Genomic DNA, 18,838 nt, shown 5'->3' on the forward strand with positions numbered 1-18,838 from the left:
AAATTTTAATTTAATATTACTCTATTCGCTTCCCATAAATTTAAAGCTGCATGTTCATCAATTCTTTTATAATAAACCTGTTTATTTTTTAGCACTTCAAGAACAGCTTCAGAAAAATGAATAACATTATCTTTTTCTACAATATTAGCTAAACCTTTATCTCCGAAAAAGGATTTAAAATTGCCCACATTATAACCAACAAATGGTTTTCCTAAACCTATAGAAGTGTAAGAAATACCACTTTGACTTATCTTTTTATATGGCAACCATAACATGGTTGATTTATTAATTTCATTTATAAATACTGCTGTAGGTACTATTTCAGGTATTATAGTAACCTGATTACCAATATTAAAATCATCAATAATTTTATTCAACTCAATTAAATAGTTTTGATCTGCCAAACCCATAATCTTTAAGTGAATAATTGTGTTTTTTTCTTTTAAGATTTTGACAACTTTTAAAGCATCCTCTATACCTTTATATCTTAAAATTTGACCAATCATCAAACATTTATTTTCTTGTAATAAAGAAGTTTGTTCTCTAAATTCATCAAAGAAATACCCATGTTGTATTTTTAAAATATTGATTTTCGGGTTAATTTTTTTTAAGTCTGATTTCATTTCATATGTATGAACTGCAATATTTTTACAAAATTTGTAAAGTTTATTATACCTATTTATAATTTTAGGATTGGTATTGTTATGCGGATAAAGATTGTGTAGTATATACACCAACTTCACTCTCTTTTGAAAAAATTTAATAAATTCAACTTCAATACTTGTATATTTTAAGAGTTGAAGCCATTGTATAACAATGATATCAAATTTTTTATAATTAAATAGTAACCAAATCCAGTTTAAGATATAATCTAAAAACTTTACACCTGTATTAAACCCTAAATAAACGTTTAAATTTTTAAAAAAATCTAGAAAAAACATTTTCTTTTTCCCAAGAATTTTAACATCATTATTTTCTTTTAAGCCCTGCGCAAAATAATGTGTATATACAGATGTTGTTCCATTAAAATCTACTACTAAAATTTTTTTCATTACGAGTAATAATTACAACTTTAATCAAATGGAGGCATCCATTTACATGAATAATTCAGCTCTTTATTTCGTTTTGAAATAATTTTGGCAGGCACACCTGCAACAACACTATATGGAGGAAAAGATTTTGTTACTACAGCTCCAGCAGCAACCACGCAACCAGTGCCCAAACTAACGCCTGGTAAAATAATTGCTCTTGTACCTACAAAAACATAATCAGCCAGAGAAATTGGTGCAGTTTCGTATTCAAAAGAAGTACTGTTAATATTATGCTCTGCTGTTATTAAATGTACTTCTGGAGAAATAGTAATATTATCTCCAATTTTTATTCCACCTCTACTATCTAGATAACATTTTCTATTAATTGCAGTATTTTCTCCAATTTCTATATTAAATCTATTGATAAAACAATGTAAATGGATACTGCTTCCCTTACCCATTTTTAGTTTGTAAACATTTCTATATAGAAAATGCCTGATAAAATAAAAAGGGATTTTATTTAAAAAATGATTTGGAATGTAATTTCTATAGAAATAAAAGAAGAATTTTACAATTTCAAATAAATGTGATTTCATTTTGTAAAATTTTAAATTAACACTGTTTGCAATTGTTTTTTTCATAAGAAGGCTCTTTTTAAAGCTTTATCTTATTATTTTTTTAAAAGGTGGACTAAGTTAACCAACAATTTAGGATATCCGTTTTTAAGTAATGCTTTTTTATATTCTTTTTGTGCTTTTTCTCTAAACTTTGTACTTACACCTCCAATTCTCATATAAACCTCTTGATTTCCTTTTAAGAATTTCACATTGTTTTTTAAACATCTTAATAAAAAATCTGTATCTATACCTATTTTATAATCTGTATTAAAACCTCCTATTTTATCGTAAACTTCTTTGGTACAAAAACAAGTTGTGAAAGAAAAACCAAAATCCCAAAACACTCTTTGTTTAAAGAATTTTTTCTGAAAACTCTCTAAATAATTCTTATTTTCATCTACTCTGTTGCAGATACCATATGTAATTTCTTTTCTATTTATAGTTAATCTTTTTGATGCTTTAGTAACAGTATCTGAAGAAATCCAATCATCAGAATTAAGAAAAAAAATAACATTTCCTTTTGCTAGTTTTAATCCTTTATTCCAAGCATCTGCAATTCCCTTATCTTTTTCTATCAAAAGTTTAAAAGATTTAAATTTAGCTCTGAACTTAGCCTTGTAGTTTTCTATAATATCTAGAGTACCGTCTGTAGAGTATCCATCAACAATTATATATTCAATATTAGAATAATTTTGGGATAAAACCGAATTAAAAGTATCTGTAATAGTAGATACATTATTAAAACTTGCAGTTATTATAGATACTTGTTTTTTACTACTCATTGGATTTAAAGTCTTTTGGTGTTTTAAAAAGAAAGGTTTGATAAGGTAGGTTGGCATCTTTTATTTTATGTTGTGAACCTATGTACAAATTAATGAAAAAGAAACAAAAACAAATAATTGCAAAACCTTCTTGTATAATTTTATACTCTTTAATTTTTTTCTTGAGATGAGGTATTAATAGTATTGTAAAACTCATATAATACAAACTGCCTCTTATACCTGCATGACCGAATTTAGATAAACTTGCCCAAATAAAAAGGCCAATGAAATAGGTTAATAAATAAAAATTAAAATCTTTATCATTTTTATCTCTAAAATTATAGACTAATGGAAGTAATAATAAGCCAATAAATTGAAAAACAAGTAACATTAAGTTGCCTCCTTCACCAGAAATTCTGGTAAAATAAATACTATATCTCTCTGAAAATAATTGTATCACAAAAGCCAATAAGTCTGAACTAAAGAAACTTAAAATAAAAATAGCTAAAATAATTTTTTTGTTTATTAAATTACCATATAAAAAGTACAAAGGCAAAGCTAAAATAAATGATTTATGTATAAAAAAACACAAAGTAACTACAGCTAAATATCGCCAAATCTGTCTTTGTTTTATGTATTTAAAAGAATAAAATAGTATAGCTACTGCTAGATACTGCCTAACTATTGAAAGTGACATGAAATAAAACAAAGGAAAACAAACAAAGATTAAGGTAGAGATCCATTTATCTTCACTATTTTCCTTAATACCTTTATAAAAGAAAAAAGTGATTAAAAAAGAAGTTAAAATAAAGAAAAATTGATAAAAATGTATAAAATTTGAAAATACAATTAACTGTCTTGGTAAAAATTCAATTCTATTGATTTGGTCTGTATACCATCTTATATTTCCTTCAATAAGCTCATAATACATAGAGTAGTCATACCCAACATCAAATCTTAAAGCACTTAAAATAAAGATTACAATAAAAGCTAGTGTAAAGCCTTTCACCTTAAGCCCTTTAAGGATTTTTATTTTACCCATTTTAGGTAAAATGAAAATAAAAATTACAAATAGAATATATACTAGCATTTATTTAACTCTGTAAAGATGTTTCATTTAATTTTTTAATAATATTATGAGATTGTAAAGGCATTAATATAAATAAAGGTAAAAAACATATTATTGTAGATAAAATAACACCAGTACTATTTCCAATATAATTCACGAGAAATATAGAAAGAGGTACATTTAGTATGGCTCCAAAAACATAAAGGTACATTTGTAAATTCATTCTATTAGAAGCGTTTATAAAAAACATGTAAATATTTGTATAACAAAATAATAATACATAAATTAAATTAAAAAACGCTAAATTCTCTGGCAATTTAATTACGTTTTCACCAATCCAAATATTTAGGATATCTTCAATAAAACAAAAAATTAAAAACCCAAAAAATAGGATTCCTAAAAAATAAAAATTCATTTTTTTAAAATTTTTCTTAATCCAAATAAAGTCTTTATTAATTATTGCATCAGAATACAAACTCCAAGAAGATGTTAAAACTACAGTAAAAACAACAATTAAAAATTGAAATGCTTTTTGAACTGTAAAATAATCCGTAACAAAACTTGGGCCTAAAAGTTTTGATATTATAATATTATCTGTTGATAAAATAACCAACAAACACATATTAATTATAAAAAATTTAATTCCTAGACCAAACAATTGTTTACCTTCTGTAAAGTTGAAGTTGTAAAATGAAAAAGCAATCTTTTTTTGCAATTTAAAAAATACTATTGTTGCTATTACAGCAACAATACAATTACCTAGACCAAAGATTATTATTAAACTAATTAAACTTTTTTCTAATTCAAAAAACATCCATAATAAAACAACAGCTAAATAAAAAATCTGAAAAAACAGATTGATAACCTCAACACTAAAAGACTTATGTACAGATAAGTATAATTTTTTATAAAGACTTAAGATAAAATTTATCACTGTAAAAAAAAGCGATAAAAAAACAAATTTTTGCAAAAATGAATTTGTTTGTTCTTTATAATTTAAGATGTCTTGAAAATTTAAAAAATAAATTAAAAGGGATCCTATTAAAAAAATAACAATAGAAAAAGCAATAATAAAAATATAGGCTGTTGCTACAATTTCACTTGCTTTTTTATAATTATTGACTGATAAAGCCTCTGTTAATTTATTTCTAAGTCCTTGTCCAATACCAATATCAAAAGTAAAAATCCAATTAATTATTGAAAATACAGTTACCCAAACTCCATATTCCGTTTTCCCTAAAAACAGGATAAGCATTGGAACAATCAAAAAACTCAAAGAAATACTAATTCCTTTGAAAGTTAAACCCAAAAGAATATTTTTTCTTTGAATTACGGTTTTGTTCATTTTATATCTTGTCTAAATTTGAGGTGAACTCCTGAAATGTTCTTAATTTTTTATCCTTTTCTGATAAAATAATTTCATCTTCGTTTAATTTCCAATCAATATTTAATTGAGAATCATTATACAACACACCATCTTCGGCATCTACATTGTAATAATTATCGCATTTATAAGCTACAATTGTATCATTTTCTAACACTGAAAAACCATGTAAAAATCCTCTTGGAACAAATATTTGCTTGTTATTTTCTTCTGATAAAATACAAGAAAAATGTTGTCCATAAGTTTTAGAATCTTTTCTAACATCTACAACAACATCTAAAATTTTACCTTTTACTACTCTAACTAATTTTGCTTGTGCAAACTCTCCTCTTTGTAAATGCAAACCTCTTACAACACCAAATTGTGATGTAGATTGATTTCCTAAAACAAAATCAATATCTAACCCTGTTTTTTCTTGAAACTCTTTTTTATTGTACTCCAATAAAAAGCAACCTCTATGATCTTTAAAGAAAGTGGGCTCTATTACAAAACAATCTTTTAATGGCGATTCTTTTACAATCATTTAATATCTAATAAGTTTTTACCATAACCACTTTTTAGTAATGGTTTTGCTAATTGTTGTAATTCTTTTTTATTTATAAAACCACTAGTAAAAGCAGCTTCCTCAATAGAGCCAACTTTTAAACCTTGCCTTTCTTCTATAACCTCTACAAAATTACTTGCTTGCATTAAAGATTTAAAAGTACCTGTATCTAACCAAGCAATTCCTCTATCTAATATTCTAACAGAAAGATTTTTATCTTTTAAAAAAGCTTTGTTAATATCTGTAATTTCTAACTCTCCTCTTTTACTCGGTTTTAATTTTTTTGCTTTTTCAATCACAGAATTATCATAAAAATAAATTCCTGGAACAGCAAAATTAGATTTTGGTTTTAAAGGTTTTTCTTCAATTGAAATGGCATTTTGATGCTCGTCAAACTCTACAACTCCATATCTTTCTGGGTCGTTTACGTGGTACGCATACACAATTCCTCCCTCTAGATTTGTGTTTTCTTGCAATAATTTAGACAAACCTGTACCATAAAAAATATTATCGCCTAAAATAAGCGCAACTTTATCATCACCAATAAAATCTTCTCCAATTAAAAATGCTTCTGCTAAACCATTGGGATTCTCTTGTATTTCATATTCAAAATGACAGCCTATTTGGCTCCCATTTCCTAATAACTTTTTAAATAATGGTAAATCTTGTGGTGTAGAAATTATTAAAATCTCTCTTATTCCTGCAGAAATCAGAGTGGATAAAGGATAGTAAATCATAGGTTTGTCATACACAGGCATCAATTGTTTGCTTACTGATAAAGTAAGAGGATGCAATCTTGTACCAGAACCACCTGCTAAAACTATTCCTTTCATTATTTATATTTTTTTAAATACCAATTAATGGTTTTTTTTATTCCTGACTCAAAGTTTTCTTGTGCTTCCCAAGCTAATTCTTTTTCTATTTTTGATGCATCAATTGCATATCTAAAATCATGTCCTGGCCTATCTTTTACAAATGTAATTTGATTTTTATACGAAGTTTCTTTGGGAGAAATTTCATCTAACAAAGCACAAATTGTATTTGCAATATATAAATTATCTCTTTCGTTTTTTCCTCCAATATTATAAGTTTCTCCTAGTTTCCCTGTTTTAAAAACCAGTTCAATTCCTATGCAATGATCTAACACATACAACCAATCTCTAATATTTTTACCATCACCATAAATAGGAATTTCTTCATTAGAAATAGCTTTTCTGATAATTGTCGGTATTAATTTTTCATCATGTTGTTTTGGTCCATAGTTGTTAGAGCAATTTGTGGTTACAACATTTAATCCATACGTATGAAAATAACTTCTTACCAAAAAATCAGACGATGCTTTTGAAGCACTATAAGGGCTGTTTGGAGCATAAGAAGTTTCTTCTGTAAACAAACCTGTTTTGCCTAAAGTTCCATAAACCTCATCTGTAGAAACATGTAAAAATCTTGAGTTTTCAAATCCTGCTTTATAAACATTTGGAGATTCCATCCAAAAATTTTTAGCGACATCTAACAAGTTAAACGTACCAAAAATGTTGGTTTTTATAAAAGCATCTGGGTTCTTAATAGAATTATCTACATGAGATTCTGCTGCAAAATGTAAAACACTTTTAAAATTATATTTTTTAAAAAGCGATTGTATTAAATTTCTATCGCAAATATCCCCTTTAACAAAAATATAATTTTCATTATTTTCTACTTCTTGCAAATTTTTTAAATTTCCAGCATATGTCAATAAATCTAAATTTACTACCTTAATTTCCTTGTTTTTTTCTAAGAAAAACGGAATAAAATTAGACCCAATAAAACCTGCGCCACCAGTTATGAGAACTGTTTGCATGCTTTATTTTTTATAGTTGTCTAAAAATTTATTTAACTGCAATAGTAGTAAAACAATAATGGTAAAACCAGCTCCTAAAAGTGCTAGAATAAAAGCATAATTTTTAGTAATTCCTTTTATTTCATAACCAACAGGCTGAAAATTAGAGATTACGTTAATTACTTCATATTGATTAGATTTTTCTGAGGCAATACTCCTTAAATCTGCATTTATTTGTCGGTTTTTTTCAAACAAATCTAATTCTTTTGAGCTTTGTTTGTCTGAACCAAAATCGATATTTGTTCCTGTCGATTGCTTTTTGGCTTCTTGTATCATTACTTCAATATATACTTTTCTTAAAGAGTCTATTTGAGATAAATTTTCACGATATAAAGAATCTGTTCTGTTTAAGTTTTCATTTGTTAAAACCTTTAGTCTATTAAAATATTTATTATCCACAACAGATGAAATAATAACATCATCTAACTTGTCGAAAATATTATTTTTCTCAGCAATAACTGTTATTCTATGAACTTTATAATCATATTTAGTAAAAGCTGCTTTATAATCTTCAAACTTATAACTCTTTATGGTTAGAGTATCTACTGAAAGCACTAAACTATTATACCCATTAATTAAATCACTATCAACTCTTAAGGGTTCTATTTCAAACTTTGTTAAAGAGGTAGCCTCTTCTTTATCTAAATTAAAAGTTCTTTGTAGGGTTGTAATATCTTTTTGCTTTACTAAATCATTATAATAATTCACGTTATTATACAATTGCCTAGCACTACTAAAATTAGGCTCTACTAACAAATTAGATCCATAAGTACTTGGCTTATCAATTTCTAGAAATAACCCTACTGCAAAACCAACTATCGCTACAATTACTATTTTTAAAATGTGTTGTTTAAAAAAGAGCAGAACACTAATAAAAAAATCAAAAATTCCCTTAAAAATACTTCCAATAAATTTAAAAAAGTTAGAAAAACCTTTTCCTATAATTACAAATAACGACCCTAAATCTACTTCCTCTTCGTTATTTTTTTTTTGTTGGTTTGTTGACATTGTTTGTTTGGTTATAAATCAGTTTTTAAAAAAAACTGTTAAAAAATTTGTTCTAATATTTTTTGTGTTATAGCATAAGTTGGTGTTACACCTGTCATCCCTAAACCTCCAGATGCCAATGTTGCTCCAGTTTCTAAAGGGTTATCAGAAGCATAATATGCATATCTTACTTTTACATCTTCAGAAATATTTCCTCTAATTTTTGAGGCAGATTGTATGGCTTTTTGGTAATGTGCGCCCTCCATTTCTAACCCAATTACATTCCAAGTAGAATCATGAAAAAATTTCAACAAATCTTTATTTTGTAAAGATGTTCCTAAAACCGAAATCATAGAACCATCAAAAGATTTTACGCCAAAACCTTCTAAGTCTTCTTTCTTTAATTCGTTTTTAAATGGATAATTATCTGCTGTTCCTTCAAAAATATGTGCAGTAGGAATCATGATATCTCCTTTTCCACCTTCTAAAATACCAGCTTTCCCCATAATAGAAACCGACTTCACATCTAAATGAACTTTTTCATTATCAGCTTCGTAAGGTTTTAGTAACTCATCCATAGTTTCAAAAGCTTGCTCACCAAATGCGTAATCCATTACTATAATTACTGCATTTTCTTTAATAGAGTTTACTTTTTGAAACGGAGAAACATCATAATTTATTTTATCAGTATCAATTATTTGTACATTAATATTGGTACCTGATGTATCTTTTACATAAATAAGTCCGTTTTCTGAAGCATAATCTTTTACTTTTTTCTGTAATTCTTTGCTATTTACATTGCTTAAAAGTCTGTACAACTCAAAACCTTTTGAATTTTCAGCTTCTTCAGGCAATGCACCTTTTGCGTAAATAGAATTCAAAACACTGTGCATATTGGCACTAATAATATGAATTGGTCTTTTTAAAAGATTGTATTCTTTTAAAATGTGTTTGATGTCATTTGCCCATATTTCACCATAAATGTGATGTCCAATTTCTTCGATTAAAAGCGAGCTAAAAGTTACGGTTCTTTTCTCATTAGTATACACTTCTTTAATGGCCAATTTACCCAACCAATAAATTAAATTGAAAAATTTATGTGGATTTTCTTCAGTTGCAAATACCTTATAAATGTGTGAAACTTCGTCAAAAGTTCTTCCAAGGATATTGCCCATGTGTACAATTAAAACTTCTCTTTCTTTATCGTTTATTTTCTTTTGATGTAAAACAATATCTTCTAAATGAAGCCATTCTCTTATAAAGTTTTCACCTTCGTTTAAAGAAACACGTTCTTGAATTTTATGAGATTCTATGAATAAAAAAGTTAAATGTGTTAAAATATCATAGATTTCAGATCTTCCTCTGGTAATCTCAATATTCATTTGATCCTTGTCTATTCTATAACAGTTTCTTCTTCTTTTTGGAGGAATAATCGGTTCAAAATGAGAGTTTTTATACCCTTCATCCGCAGTTAAATTTATAAACTGACATTGCTCAATGCCTTCAGGCAGTCTTTCAATAACATACACTAAACCATCTAATTCTATTTTTTCTTCTGCAATAGATCCATAAATTTCTGGACGTAAAAGCAATAAGGATTTGCGCAAAGTTTCACCAGAAACTCCCATAGGTTTGTAAAAACCTCTACTAAATAAATGACGCATAGAAATGTATAATTTTTCTATGGCGTTTGTAGATTCTTGCGCTCTTGTTCTATCTATATTTTTTGTGTGTAGCATTTCTTTTTTTGAGGTGCAAATATAAAATTATTTCGCTGATAATATTTGATTATAAGAAGGTTCATTTTTCATCAATTCTACAGCCTTAAAAATGGTTGCATCATTTTTTAAATGATGTTTAAAAACGCCTTCTTCATAATAATAATTCCTAAGAATTTGATCTTCTAACAACTCGTTAATAATATCTTTATTTTTAGAAATTTCTTCAATCTTGTTTTCAAATAATTTCTCTTTAATTTTTTCGTATTCTTTGCTAATACTATTATTTTCTGTTGATAAGTAGGCTTTTTTAAACAAACTTTCTTGCTGAGTTACAAAAGTAGTATCGTTCTCTAAAAACTTTGTAAAGGCTCTAAAATCTGAATCTTGAATCTGAAAATCTTCAGCAGCAGCTATTTCTTTATTTTTAGCAACGTAATCAATAGCAAAATTAAAAATAGCTTTAGAATTTACAAGATTTTCAGTAGCAGCTGTTTTTTTTGAAATTTCAATTTGCACATCTGGCATAACGCCTCCTCCATCAAACACAGTTCTTCCATTAGCCGTTTTAAATTCGTTAATTCCGTTATCAGAAAATTTAGGAACTTCGCCTGTTTTAGGATTTCTGTTGGTATAATCTAACTCTTGAATACATCTTCCACTTGGTGTATAATATTTAGAAATCGTCAATTTTAGTTGTGTTCCATAGGTTAATTCTTTTTGACGCTGAACTAAACCTTTTCCAAAGGAACGTTCGCCCATAATTACTGCTCTGTCATAATCTTGTAAAGAACCACTTACAATTTCAGATGCTGATGCAGAACTTCCATTGATTAAAACTACCATTGGCAACTCTAAATCTAAAGGTTCGTTAGAAGTTTTATAAGTATTGCTCCATTTTTTAATTTTGGCTTTTGTAGTGACTACCACTTTTCCTTTCGGAAGAAAAAAGTTAGCAATATTGATGGATTCCATTAAAGAACCTCCAGGATTTGATCTCAAGTCAAAAACTAACTTTTTCATACCTTTTTTTTTCAAGTCTTTAAAAGCTTTTTTTACTTCGGATGAAGCTTTGTTGTTAAAACGAGTTAAGGTTATGTAACCTGTTTCTTCATCAATCATATCATAAAAAGGAACCGGATTTATTTCTACTTTTTCCCTTTTTAGCTCCTTTTTTAAAACTTCTCCTTGACGTTTAATTTCTACAGATACTTTGGTGCCTGGAGTTCCTTTTAAGAACATAGAAAGTTGCTCTCTTTCCATATTTTTAAGTGATTGTCCGTTTGCAGAAATAATAACATCTCCTGCTTTTAAACCAACTTTATCAGCCGAAAATCCTTTATAAATTTCACTTATTTCAATACCTTCTTCTGTATAAAAAACAGAAACACCAATTCCTGCATATTCTCCCTCTCTTCTAATTCTAGCATCTTCTACATCTTGTTCGTTGTAAAAATTAGTATAAGGATCTAAATCTTTTAAGGTATTTTTTATAGCTAAATCCGTTAATTCAGCTGGGTTTATTTCATCAACATAATACATATTCAATTCCTTGAATAAAGAATTGTAAATTTCTATTTGTTTGGCAACTTCAAAGAATTTCGATTTAAATGAAAACGACAAAAAAATCGTCGCTACTAAAAGTACGCCAATTATTTTTTTTGATGCTATATATTTTTTCATATTTATTATTTTAACAAGGGGTTTTAACCCCTTGCTATTGATTTTTATTTTTCTTTGTTTCTTCTACAAATAACTTCAATAATTTCTCCATTTTTGCATGCAAATCTTCATAACTCCACTTATCTCTGCCAAGATACGAAATCATAAAAACATAAGGTTCGTTTAAATTATCATACACAATAGCTTTTTGCAAACGATACGTTTCACGCATTAACCTTTTTAATCGGTTTCTATCAGGTGCTTTTTTAAAGTTTCTTTTTGGCACAGAAACACCAATTTGTGCAGGAAAATCGGATGTATGCGTAGTTTTTAAATACATCATTCTTAAAGGAAACGCTTTTACAGAATTCCCTTCTTTATAAAGCTTTTCTATTAGCTTTCTACTTTTTAATCGTTCCTGTTTTCCGAGTGTAAATTTCATTGCTACAAACTTAAATGAAAACTACAACTTTTTGATGATTTAATGAACTGAACTTTAAAAAATGCTTATTTTTATTCCCTCAAATTAACAATCCTTTATTAGTAATTTATAATCAAAATTAAACAATTATTGATATTTTTGTTAAATAACAAACAGTATTACATCAGTTTTAAATACAAACCATATGAAACCAGATTTATTTCAAGCTCCAGATTACTATAATATTGATGATTTATTAACGGAAGAACACAAATTAATTCGTGATTCTGCAAGAGATTGGGTAAAACGTGATGTTTCTCCAATTATTGAAGAATATGCCCAAAAAGCTGAATTCCCAAAACAAATTATTAGTGGTTTGGCAGAAATTGGTGCTTTTGGTCCATACATTCCAGAAGAATATGGAGGTGCAGGATTGGATCAAATTTCTTATGGTTTGATTATGCAAGAAATAGAACGTGGAGATTCTGGAGTTCGCTCTACAGCTTCTGTACAATCTTCATTAGTGATGTATCCAATTTTTGCATACGGAACTGAAGCACAACGTAAAAAATATTTACCAAAATTAGCTTCTGGAGAATGGATGGGTTCTTTTGGATTGACAGAACCAAATCATGGTTCAAATCCTGGAGGAATGGAAACCAATTTTAAAGATAAAGGTGATCATTACTTATTGAATGGTGCAAAAATGTGGATTTCAAATGCGCCTTTTTGTAATGTTGCTGTAGTTTGGGCAAAAAACGAAGAAGGTAGAATTCATGGTTTATTAGTAGAACGTGGCATGGAAGGTTTTTCTACACCAGAAACGCATAATAAATGGTCCTTAAGAGCTTCGTCTACTGGAGAATTAATTTTTGACAATGTAAAAGTGCCAAAAGAGAATTTATTACCAAATAAATCTGGATTGGGAGCACCTTTAGGTTGTTTAGATTCTGCAAGATATGGCATTGCTTGGGGAGCTATTGGTGCTGCAATGGATTGTTATGACACTGCTTTACGTTATGCAAAAGAGCGTGAGCAATTTGGAAAACCAATTGGACAGTTTCAATTACAACAAAAGAAATTAGCTGAAATGATTACTGAAATCACCAAAGCTCAATTATTAGCTTGGAGATTGGGAACTTTAAAAAACGAAGGAAAAGCAACAACAGCTCAAATTTCGATGGCAAAACGTAACAATGTAGATATGGCTTTAAAAATTGCTAGAGATGCAAGACAAATGTTAGGTGGAATGGGAATTACAGGCGAATATTCAATTATGAGACATATGATGAATTTAGAAAGTGTTGTTACGTATGAAGGAACGCACGATATTCATTTGTTAATTACTGGCTTCGATATTACTGGATTGAATGCTTTTAAATAAATAGATTATTTAGTAAGTTTTTTAGTAGTTTTCAGACAAAATCAACATGAGAAAAATAATTTATTTTTTTAGCATTTTTGTCTTATTGATGAGTTTTGGTTGTGAAAATAACGACGACCAAATTTTAATTGTTGATGATATTCCTATTGTTGATCAGAAAAAGGAATATAAAATTCTTTCTTTGGGAGATAGTTATACGATTGGTGAAAGCGTTTGTGAAACGTGTAGATTTCCTGAACAACTAAAAGACAGTTTATCCATCACTTTTAAAAAAGACACTACTTTTAGTTTACAAGTTATTGCCAAAACTGGTTGGACAACCACGAACTTAATAAATACTATTGAACAGAAAAATATTACTGATGATTTTGATTTGGTGACCTTGTTAATTGGTGTGAACAATCAATTTCAAAACAAGAATTTTTCGATTTACGAACAAGAGTTTCCTGAATTGATAGCAACATCTATCAGAGCTGCGAATAATACAAAAGCGAATGTAATTGTAGTTTCTATTCCAGATTATGCGTTTACACCTTTTGGAAGAGGAAGTGCATCCATATCAACAGGAATTGATAAATACAATGAATTTGCAAAAAGTTATTGTGATCAGAATGGAATTACTTTTGTAAATATTACTGACATTACACGTCAAGGTTTAACAAATCCTAATTTAGTAGCTTCAGATGGTTTGCATCCATCAGAATTGGCCTATACAAAATTTGTTGAAAGAATTTTGCCATTAGCCATAGAAAAGTTAAAAGATTAAATTTTAATTTCTTGGAACATTACTAAAGCTTCCACTACCAAAGGCTTTTGAAGAATTCAAATTTTCATTTCTCCCTATAAAACTGAACGTTCCAGAAACAGTATTATTGGTGAAATTTATTTCTGAAAACTGGATATTTCCTCTGCTTGTAGTTGCATTTAAGGTGGTCCACATATCAGTTGTTGTTGCATTACTGATTAGGTAAGTTGCAACATTTTGCTCGCCTTCAAAGCTAAAACTTGCATCATTAAAATCATCAACCTGTAAAGTAATCGTTTCGTTTGTTACTGTTCTTGAAGCAGTAATTAGTAATTCTTGGTTGTTTACAGTAAAGTTTACATCTGTTGTTAAAAAAACTTCTCCATCAATAATTACCTCAAAGTTACCTTCTATATTTTGTTTTACAGGAATAAAAATACCATTTTCTTGACAAGAAGTAATTGTAGCAAAAATTGTAAAAATCAATAAAAAATAAGCGAAAGACTTCATAAATTAAATAAACAACAAAAATATATATTTATTGTCTTATTTATGGACGAAATATGAGAAATTAACGAGTACTGAAGAAATACCTTAAAGAATAGAAACGAATAAAGTTATGATGCTGATTTTAATAAAATATGTGGGCATCTTTTACAGTTAATCCCTTTCTTTTTATATTTATTACAACATTTACTTTTTGGAGTAATACAATTTGATGAGCAAACATTGCTACAAATAGAATTATTTGCTAATTTAATTGTAGGTTTTGCGATGGTTGAAGTATAAAAAACAATCATTCTAAAAAATTATACTGCAAATATAATCGTTTATTTAGAATAAATAAAAATAACTTACTTAAAGTTTTAATAAATTTAAAAGAGGTTATTTAAAATAAAATAACCTCTTTTATAACCTACATTTATTTTTTTACACCTAATTTTTGAAGAATTACTTCTAACAAACACCATTTCGTTAGCGCAGATTGTATTAAATTTAAACCAATAAATACACCCAACCACAGCCAATATATACTTACAAAATAGGTTAATACTACTGTCAATAAAACCATGACACCCACAATAATTCTAAAATATTTATTTAACATTTTGCTTTTTTTTAATTATATAAATTTTTCGATAGGAACAACAATCGCTTTTATTGGATTATTGGTTTCTAAATTTTCATTAAACTCTTTTAATAAACTGAACAAACTCTCTATATGTTCTTCATCTGTAAATGAAAAAAACATAGTTGATTCATTTCCATTTTTTTCACCAGAAAACCAGTTAGAAGCTTTTAACAATTGAGGTGTATTTTTATGTCCGTCAATTTCAGAGCTACTAAAATTCTCAATATTTGCTTTTTTGAAGAGTTTTAAAACATCTTTTTGAAATTCTTCTACTGCTGTTACGATTACTAATTTCATATGGTCAATTTTTATTTATAATTCTTTTTTTCAATCATATAATACACTAATGGCACAACTAATAAAGTTAATACTGTAGAAACAATAGTTCCACCCATTAAAGAAATCGCCAAACCTTGAAAAATTGGATCAAAAAGAATTACAAAAGCTCCAATAACAACAGTTCCAGCAGTTAATAAAATTGGTGTTGTCCTTACTGCTCCAGCTTCAATACAGGCTTGTTTTAACGGAATTCCTTCATCAGTTCTTAAGTTGATAAAATCAATCAATAAAACCGAATTTCTTACCATAATTCCAGCCAAAGCAATCATCCCAATAAAAGATGTTGCTGTAAAAAATGCACCCATTAACCAATGTCCTAAAATAATTCCTATTAAAGATAATGGTACTGCAACCATCATTACAATTGGTGCTTTAAAGTTTTGAAACCAACCTACAATTAGAATGTAAATCAAGATTAATGCGCCCAAAAATGCGATTCCTAAATCTCTAAACACTTCTAAAGTAATTTGCCATTCTCCATCCCATTTTACTGTATAATCGTCTTCAAAATCTGGCTGACCTAAATACATTTCGTTTAATTTATAGCCTTTTGGAAGTTGTATTTCATTTAATTTTTCTCCAATTCCCAGAATTGCGTATGCAGGACTTTCTAATTCTCCAGCCATATCTGCCATTACATAAACTACCCTTTTCTGATTTTTTCTGTAGATACTTTTAGCAGCAATGGTTTCTTTTATTTCTACCAAATCTGCAATCGGAATCATAGTCCCCATTTTAGATTTTACTTTTAATTGAGAAATATCTGAAATAGTAGATTTTTCCTTTTCATCTAAACTCAACACCAAACCAATTTGATTTACTGCATCTTCATCATACAAAGTGGTTATTGGGTTATTAGACAAAGCCATATTCATAGTGTAGGCAATCTGCTGTGGAGCAACTCCATACAACATGGCTTTTTCTTTATTGATTTCAAATTGATATTCTGTTTGATCAGCTTCCACCATAAAATCGACATCAACTACATCAGTAGTATTATTTAAGATATTCTGAACATCATTTGCAATTCTAATTTGCTCTTTATAATCAGGTCCATAAACTTCTGCAACTATGGTAGATAAAACTGGAGGTCCAGGAGGTACTTCTACCAACTTTACATTTGCATTGTATTTTTTGGCAATTTTCTGAATTTCTGGTCTCAATAATTTTGCAATGCCATGACTTTGAATTTTACGCTCTCCTTTATCAACCAAATTCACTTGAATATCAGCCATATTAGATCCTCCTCGTAAATCGTAATGACGCACCAATCCATTAAAAGTGATTGGTGCAGAAGTACCTACATAATTTTGATAATTAACCACTTCTGGTCTTGTAGATAAATACTGTGCAATTTCTTGTGTTACAACGCCTGTTCTTTCTAAAGTTGTGCCTTCTGGCATATCAATTACTACTTGGAACTCATTTTTGTTATCAAAAGGCAACATTTTTACAGCAACAGAATTGGTTACAAATAATCCCATAGTTGCAATTAAAACAATAAATGTTCCTCCTAAAAACAACCATCTTTTTGTTCCGTTTTCTAATAAAGGTCTTTCAAACTTATTATAAACTTTATAAATAAAAGTTTGTTCTAAAGGTTTTTCTGATTTTTCTTTAGCTCCTTTTTTGTCTTTTTCTCTTAAGAAAATATAACCTAAATAAGGTGTAATTGTCAAGGCTACAAATAATGATAAAATCATAGCAATTGATGCTCCAATTGGCATTGGTGCCATATAAGGCCCCATTAAACCAGATACAAAAGCCATTGGTAAAACAGAAGCAATAACCGTAAACGTTGCTAAAATAGTTGGATTCCCAACTTCATTAATGGCATATAATGCAGCTTGTTTAAAAGGCAAACGCTTCATTTTAAAATGCCTGTGCATGTTTTCGGCTATAATAATGGAATCATCAACTACAATTCCTGTTACAAATACCAATGCAAAAAGTGTGATTCTGTTTAGGGTATAATCTAACATATAATAACTCAACAACGTTAAAGCAAACGTAATTGGCACAGATAAAAACACGACTAATCCACCTCTCCAACCCATAGCTAACATTACTACTAATGTTACAGCAATGATAGAACCTATAAGGTGTAATAATAATTCTGACACTTTATGAGAAGCAGTTTCCCCATAATTTCTAGTAACTTCTACATGTACATCATCTGGAATTAAAGTTGTTCTTAAATGATCTACTTTGTCTATAATTACCTCTGCAATTTTCATGGCATCAGCTCCTTTTCTTTTCGCTACTGAAATAGTTACTGCAGGATATTCAGATTTGTATTCAGTAGATTTTTCACTCGCTTTTCCAAAACCTAAAGACACATAATTTTGAGGAATTTCTGGTCCATCAACAATATTAGCAATTTGTTTTAAATAAATAGGTTGATTCTGCTGTTCACCAACCACCAAGTTTTCAACATCAGTAACAGAAGCTAAAAACTTACCAGTGTTTACTAAAAACTCAGTATCATTTTTATCAAAACTACCAGAACTTAATTGTGTGTTATTGGCTTTTATCATTTCTGAAACCGACAAGAAATCCAGTCCACTTGCAGCCAATTTATCTTTGTCTAAAACCACTCTTAACTGACGATTTCTTCCTCCAATTTTATGTGTGATAGAAACATCATTTACCTTTTTAATTTCGCTTTCTAACTCTTGAGCCATTTGGCTTAATTGGTAATCGCTGTAATTTTCGCTCCACAAGGTTAAACCTAACATTGGCACATCATCAATAGCACGTGTTTTAACTAATGGAAATGTAACACCTTGTGGCATTTGATCCATGTGTTTGTTAATTTCGTTGTACAATTTTACAAACGAACGCTCAATATCTTCGCCCACATAAAATTGCACAATTACCATTGCTTTTTCGTTCATAGCAGTAGCATACACATACTCTACACCTTTAATATTCGAAATTAATTTCTCTAAAGGTTTTACTACCCTATTTTCAACTTCTGTAGGACTTGCACCAGGATAACCTACAAAAATATCTGCCATTGGCACATCAATTTGTGGTTCTTCTTCTCTAGGAATTAAAAACGAAGCATATACTCCAACAACCATAAACACGATCATCAGCAATACTGTCAATTTAGACCCTATAAAGACTTTTGCAATTTTTCCAGCTAAACCTTCTTTCATT

Annotated in this window: 18 protein-coding genes; 2 read left to right on the forward strand and 16 right to left on the reverse strand. The window is 28.6% G+C overall.

Features of this window, described 5'->3' with window-relative positions; all coding sequences use genetic code 11:
* Window positions 1-5: 5 nt before the first annotated feature.
* The 12 genes from P161_RS0102905 to rnpA form a co-directional block, all read right to left on the reverse strand.
* A complete protein-coding gene (locus P161_RS0102905; protein ID WP_026775579.1) occupies window positions 6-1,052 on the reverse strand; it encodes a glycosyltransferase in 1,047 nt (348 codons plus the stop codon).
* 20 nt (window positions 1,053-1,072) lie between these two features.
* The gene (locus P161_RS0102910) at window positions 1,073-1,627 is read right to left on the reverse strand and encodes a DapH/DapD/GlmU-related protein (protein WP_051605804.1); all 555 of its coding nucleotides are present in this window, start codon (window positions 1,625-1,627) and stop codon (window positions 1,073-1,075) included.
* A 74-nt stretch (window positions 1,628-1,701) separates the two neighbouring features.
* A complete protein-coding gene (locus P161_RS17945) occupies window positions 1,702-2,430 on the reverse strand; it encodes a glycosyltransferase family 2 protein (RefSeq protein ID WP_051605647.1) in 729 nt (242 codons plus the stop codon).
* The gene (locus P161_RS0102920; RefSeq protein ID WP_026775581.1) at window positions 2,423-3,451 is read right to left on the reverse strand and encodes an EpsG family protein; all 1,029 of its coding nucleotides are present in this window, start codon (window positions 3,449-3,451) and stop codon (window positions 2,423-2,425) included. Before P161_RS0102920 ends, P161_RS17945 begins: the two co-directional genes overlap by 8 nt.
* A gap of 52 nt (window positions 3,452-3,503) precedes the next feature.
* Complete coding sequence (locus tag P161_RS0102925; RefSeq protein ID WP_026775582.1) at window positions 3,504-4,823, reverse strand: hypothetical protein; 1,320 nt, start codon at window positions 4,821-4,823, stop codon at window positions 3,504-3,506.
* A 1-nt stretch (window position 4,824) separates the two neighbouring features.
* Complete coding sequence (rfbC, locus tag P161_RS0102930; RefSeq protein ID WP_026775583.1) at window positions 4,825-5,385, reverse strand: dTDP-4-dehydrorhamnose 3,5-epimerase; 561 nt, start codon at window positions 5,383-5,385, stop codon at window positions 4,825-4,827.
* Window positions 5,382-6,239, reverse strand: coding sequence for a glucose-1-phosphate thymidylyltransferase RfbA (gene rfbA / locus P161_RS0102935; protein ID WP_026775584.1), 858 nt, complete (start codon window positions 6,237-6,239; stop codon window positions 5,382-5,384). The genes rfbC and rfbA overlap by 4 nt, the downstream gene beginning before the upstream one ends.
* Window positions 6,239-7,246, reverse strand: a complete 1,008-nt coding sequence (rfbB, locus tag P161_RS0102940) for a dTDP-glucose 4,6-dehydratase (protein ID WP_026775585.1) — start codon at window positions 7,244-7,246, stop codon at window positions 6,239-6,241. Before rfbB ends, rfbA begins: the two co-directional genes overlap by 1 nt.
* A gap of 3 nt (window positions 7,247-7,249) precedes the next feature.
* Complete coding sequence (locus P161_RS0102945) at window positions 7,250-8,293, reverse strand: hypothetical protein (RefSeq protein WP_026775586.1); 1,044 nt, start codon at window positions 8,291-8,293, stop codon at window positions 7,250-7,252.
* A 38-nt stretch (window positions 8,294-8,331) separates the two neighbouring features.
* A complete protein-coding gene (locus P161_RS0102950) occupies window positions 8,332-10,011 on the reverse strand; it encodes a hypothetical protein (protein ID WP_026775587.1) in 1,680 nt (559 codons plus the stop codon).
* Window positions 10,012-10,038: 27 nt separating this feature from the next.
* Window positions 10,039-11,673, reverse strand: coding sequence for a S41 family peptidase (locus P161_RS0102955; protein WP_026775588.1), 1,635 nt, complete (start codon window positions 11,671-11,673; stop codon window positions 10,039-10,041).
* 34 nt (window positions 11,674-11,707) lie between these two features.
* Entirely contained in the window at window positions 11,708-12,094 is a 387-nt protein-coding gene (gene rnpA / locus P161_RS0102960; RefSeq protein ID WP_026775589.1) for a ribonuclease P protein component, read from the reverse strand.
* 184 nt (window positions 12,095-12,278) lie between these two features.
* Between rnpA and P161_RS0102965 the strand changes: the two genes are divergently transcribed.
* Both P161_RS0102965 and P161_RS0102970 read left to right on the forward strand, forming a co-directional pair.
* The gene (locus P161_RS0102965) at window positions 12,279-13,457 is read left to right on the forward strand and encodes an acyl-CoA dehydrogenase family protein (protein ID WP_026775590.1); all 1,179 of its coding nucleotides are present in this window, start codon (window positions 12,279-12,281) and stop codon (window positions 13,455-13,457) included.
* Window positions 13,458-13,503: 46 nt separating this feature from the next.
* Window positions 13,504-14,223, forward strand: coding sequence for an SGNH/GDSL hydrolase family protein (locus tag P161_RS0102970; RefSeq protein WP_036841188.1), 720 nt, complete (start codon window positions 13,504-13,506; stop codon window positions 14,221-14,223).
* A 3-nt stretch (window positions 14,224-14,226) separates the two neighbouring features.
* Here P161_RS0102970 and P161_RS0102975 read toward each other — a convergent pair whose 3' ends face one another.
* From P161_RS0102975 to P161_RS0102995, 4 genes are all read right to left on the reverse strand, one after another.
* Window positions 14,227-14,712, reverse strand: a complete 486-nt coding sequence (locus tag P161_RS0102975; protein ID WP_026775592.1) for a DUF6252 family protein — start codon at window positions 14,710-14,712, stop codon at window positions 14,227-14,229.
* A 412-nt stretch (window positions 14,713-15,124) separates the two neighbouring features.
* Window positions 15,125-15,310, reverse strand: a complete 186-nt coding sequence (locus P161_RS0102985; RefSeq protein ID WP_026775593.1) for a DUF2892 domain-containing protein — start codon at window positions 15,308-15,310, stop codon at window positions 15,125-15,127.
* A gap of 15 nt (window positions 15,311-15,325) precedes the next feature.
* Entirely contained in the window at window positions 15,326-15,631 is a 306-nt protein-coding gene (locus tag P161_RS0102990) for a hypothetical protein (protein WP_026775594.1), read from the reverse strand.
* Between the two features lie 11 nt (window positions 15,632-15,642).
* Complete coding sequence (locus P161_RS0102995) at window positions 15,643-18,837, reverse strand: efflux RND transporter permease subunit (RefSeq protein ID WP_026775595.1); 3,195 nt, start codon at window positions 18,835-18,837, stop codon at window positions 15,643-15,645.
* Between the last annotated feature and the right edge of the window lies 1 nt (window position 18,838).

Source organism: Polaribacter sp. Hel_I_88, assembly GCF_000687935.1.
Lineage (GTDB): Bacteria > Bacteroidota > Bacteroidia > Flavobacteriales > Flavobacteriaceae > Polaribacter.

Bases quoted from the DNA above. Each gene is read 5' to 3' on its own strand.
- P161_RS0102905 (WP_026775579.1), bottom strand. From the start codon at position 1,052: ATGAAAAAAATTTTAGTAGTAGATTTTAATGGAACAACATCTGTATAT.
- P161_RS0102910 (WP_051605804.1), bottom strand. From the start codon at position 1,627: ATGAAATCACATTTATTTGAAATTGTAAAATTCTTCTTTTATTTCTAT.
- P161_RS17945 (WP_051605647.1), bottom strand. From the start codon at position 2,430: ATGAGTAGTAAAAAACAAGTATCTATAATAACTGCAAGTTTTAATAAT.
- P161_RS0102920 (WP_026775581.1), bottom strand. From the start codon at position 3,451: ATGGGTAAAATAAAAATCCTTAAAGGGCTTAAGGTGAAAGGCTTTACA.
- P161_RS0102925 (WP_026775582.1), bottom strand. From the start codon at position 4,823: ATGAACAAAACCGTAATTCAAAGAAAAAATATTCTTTTGGGTTTAACT.
- rfbC (WP_026775583.1), bottom strand. From the start codon at position 5,385: ATGATTGTAAAAGAATCGCCATTAAAAGATTGTTTTGTAATAGAGCCC.
- rfbA (WP_026775584.1), bottom strand. From the start codon at position 6,239: ATGAAAGGAATAGTTTTAGCAGGTGGTTCTGGTACAAGATTGCATCCT.
- rfbB (WP_026775585.1), bottom strand. From the start codon at position 7,246: ATGCAAACAGTTCTCATAACTGGTGGCGCAGGTTTTATTGGGTCTAAT.
- P161_RS0102945 (WP_026775586.1), bottom strand. From the start codon at position 8,293: ATGTCAACAAACCAACAAAAAAAAAATAACGAAGAGGAAGTAGATTTA.
- P161_RS0102950 (WP_026775587.1), bottom strand. From the start codon at position 10,011: ATGCTACACACAAAAAATATAGATAGAACAAGAGCGCAAGAATCTACA.
- P161_RS0102955 (WP_026775588.1), bottom strand. From the start codon at position 11,673: ATGAAAAAATATATAGCATCAAAAAAAATAATTGGCGTACTTTTAGTA.
- rnpA (WP_026775589.1), bottom strand. From the start codon at position 12,094: ATGAAATTTACACTCGGAAAACAGGAACGATTAAAAAGTAGAAAGCTA.
- P161_RS0102965 (WP_026775590.1), top strand. From the start codon at position 12,279: ATGAAACCAGATTTATTTCAAGCTCCAGATTACTATAATATTGATGAT.
- P161_RS0102970 (WP_036841188.1), top strand. From the start codon at position 13,504: ATGAGAAAAATAATTTATTTTTTTAGCATTTTTGTCTTATTGATGAGT.
- P161_RS0102975 (WP_026775592.1), bottom strand. From the start codon at position 14,712: ATGAAGTCTTTCGCTTATTTTTTATTGATTTTTACAATTTTTGCTACA.
- P161_RS0102985 (WP_026775593.1), bottom strand. From the start codon at position 15,310: ATGTTAAATAAATATTTTAGAATTATTGTGGGTGTCATGGTTTTATTG.
- P161_RS0102990 (WP_026775594.1), bottom strand. From the start codon at position 15,631: ATGAAATTAGTAATCGTAACAGCAGTAGAAGAATTTCAAAAAGATGTT.
- P161_RS0102995 (WP_026775595.1), bottom strand. From the start codon at position 18,837: ATGAAAGAAGGTTTAGCTGGAAAAATTGCAAAAGTCTTTATAGGGTCT.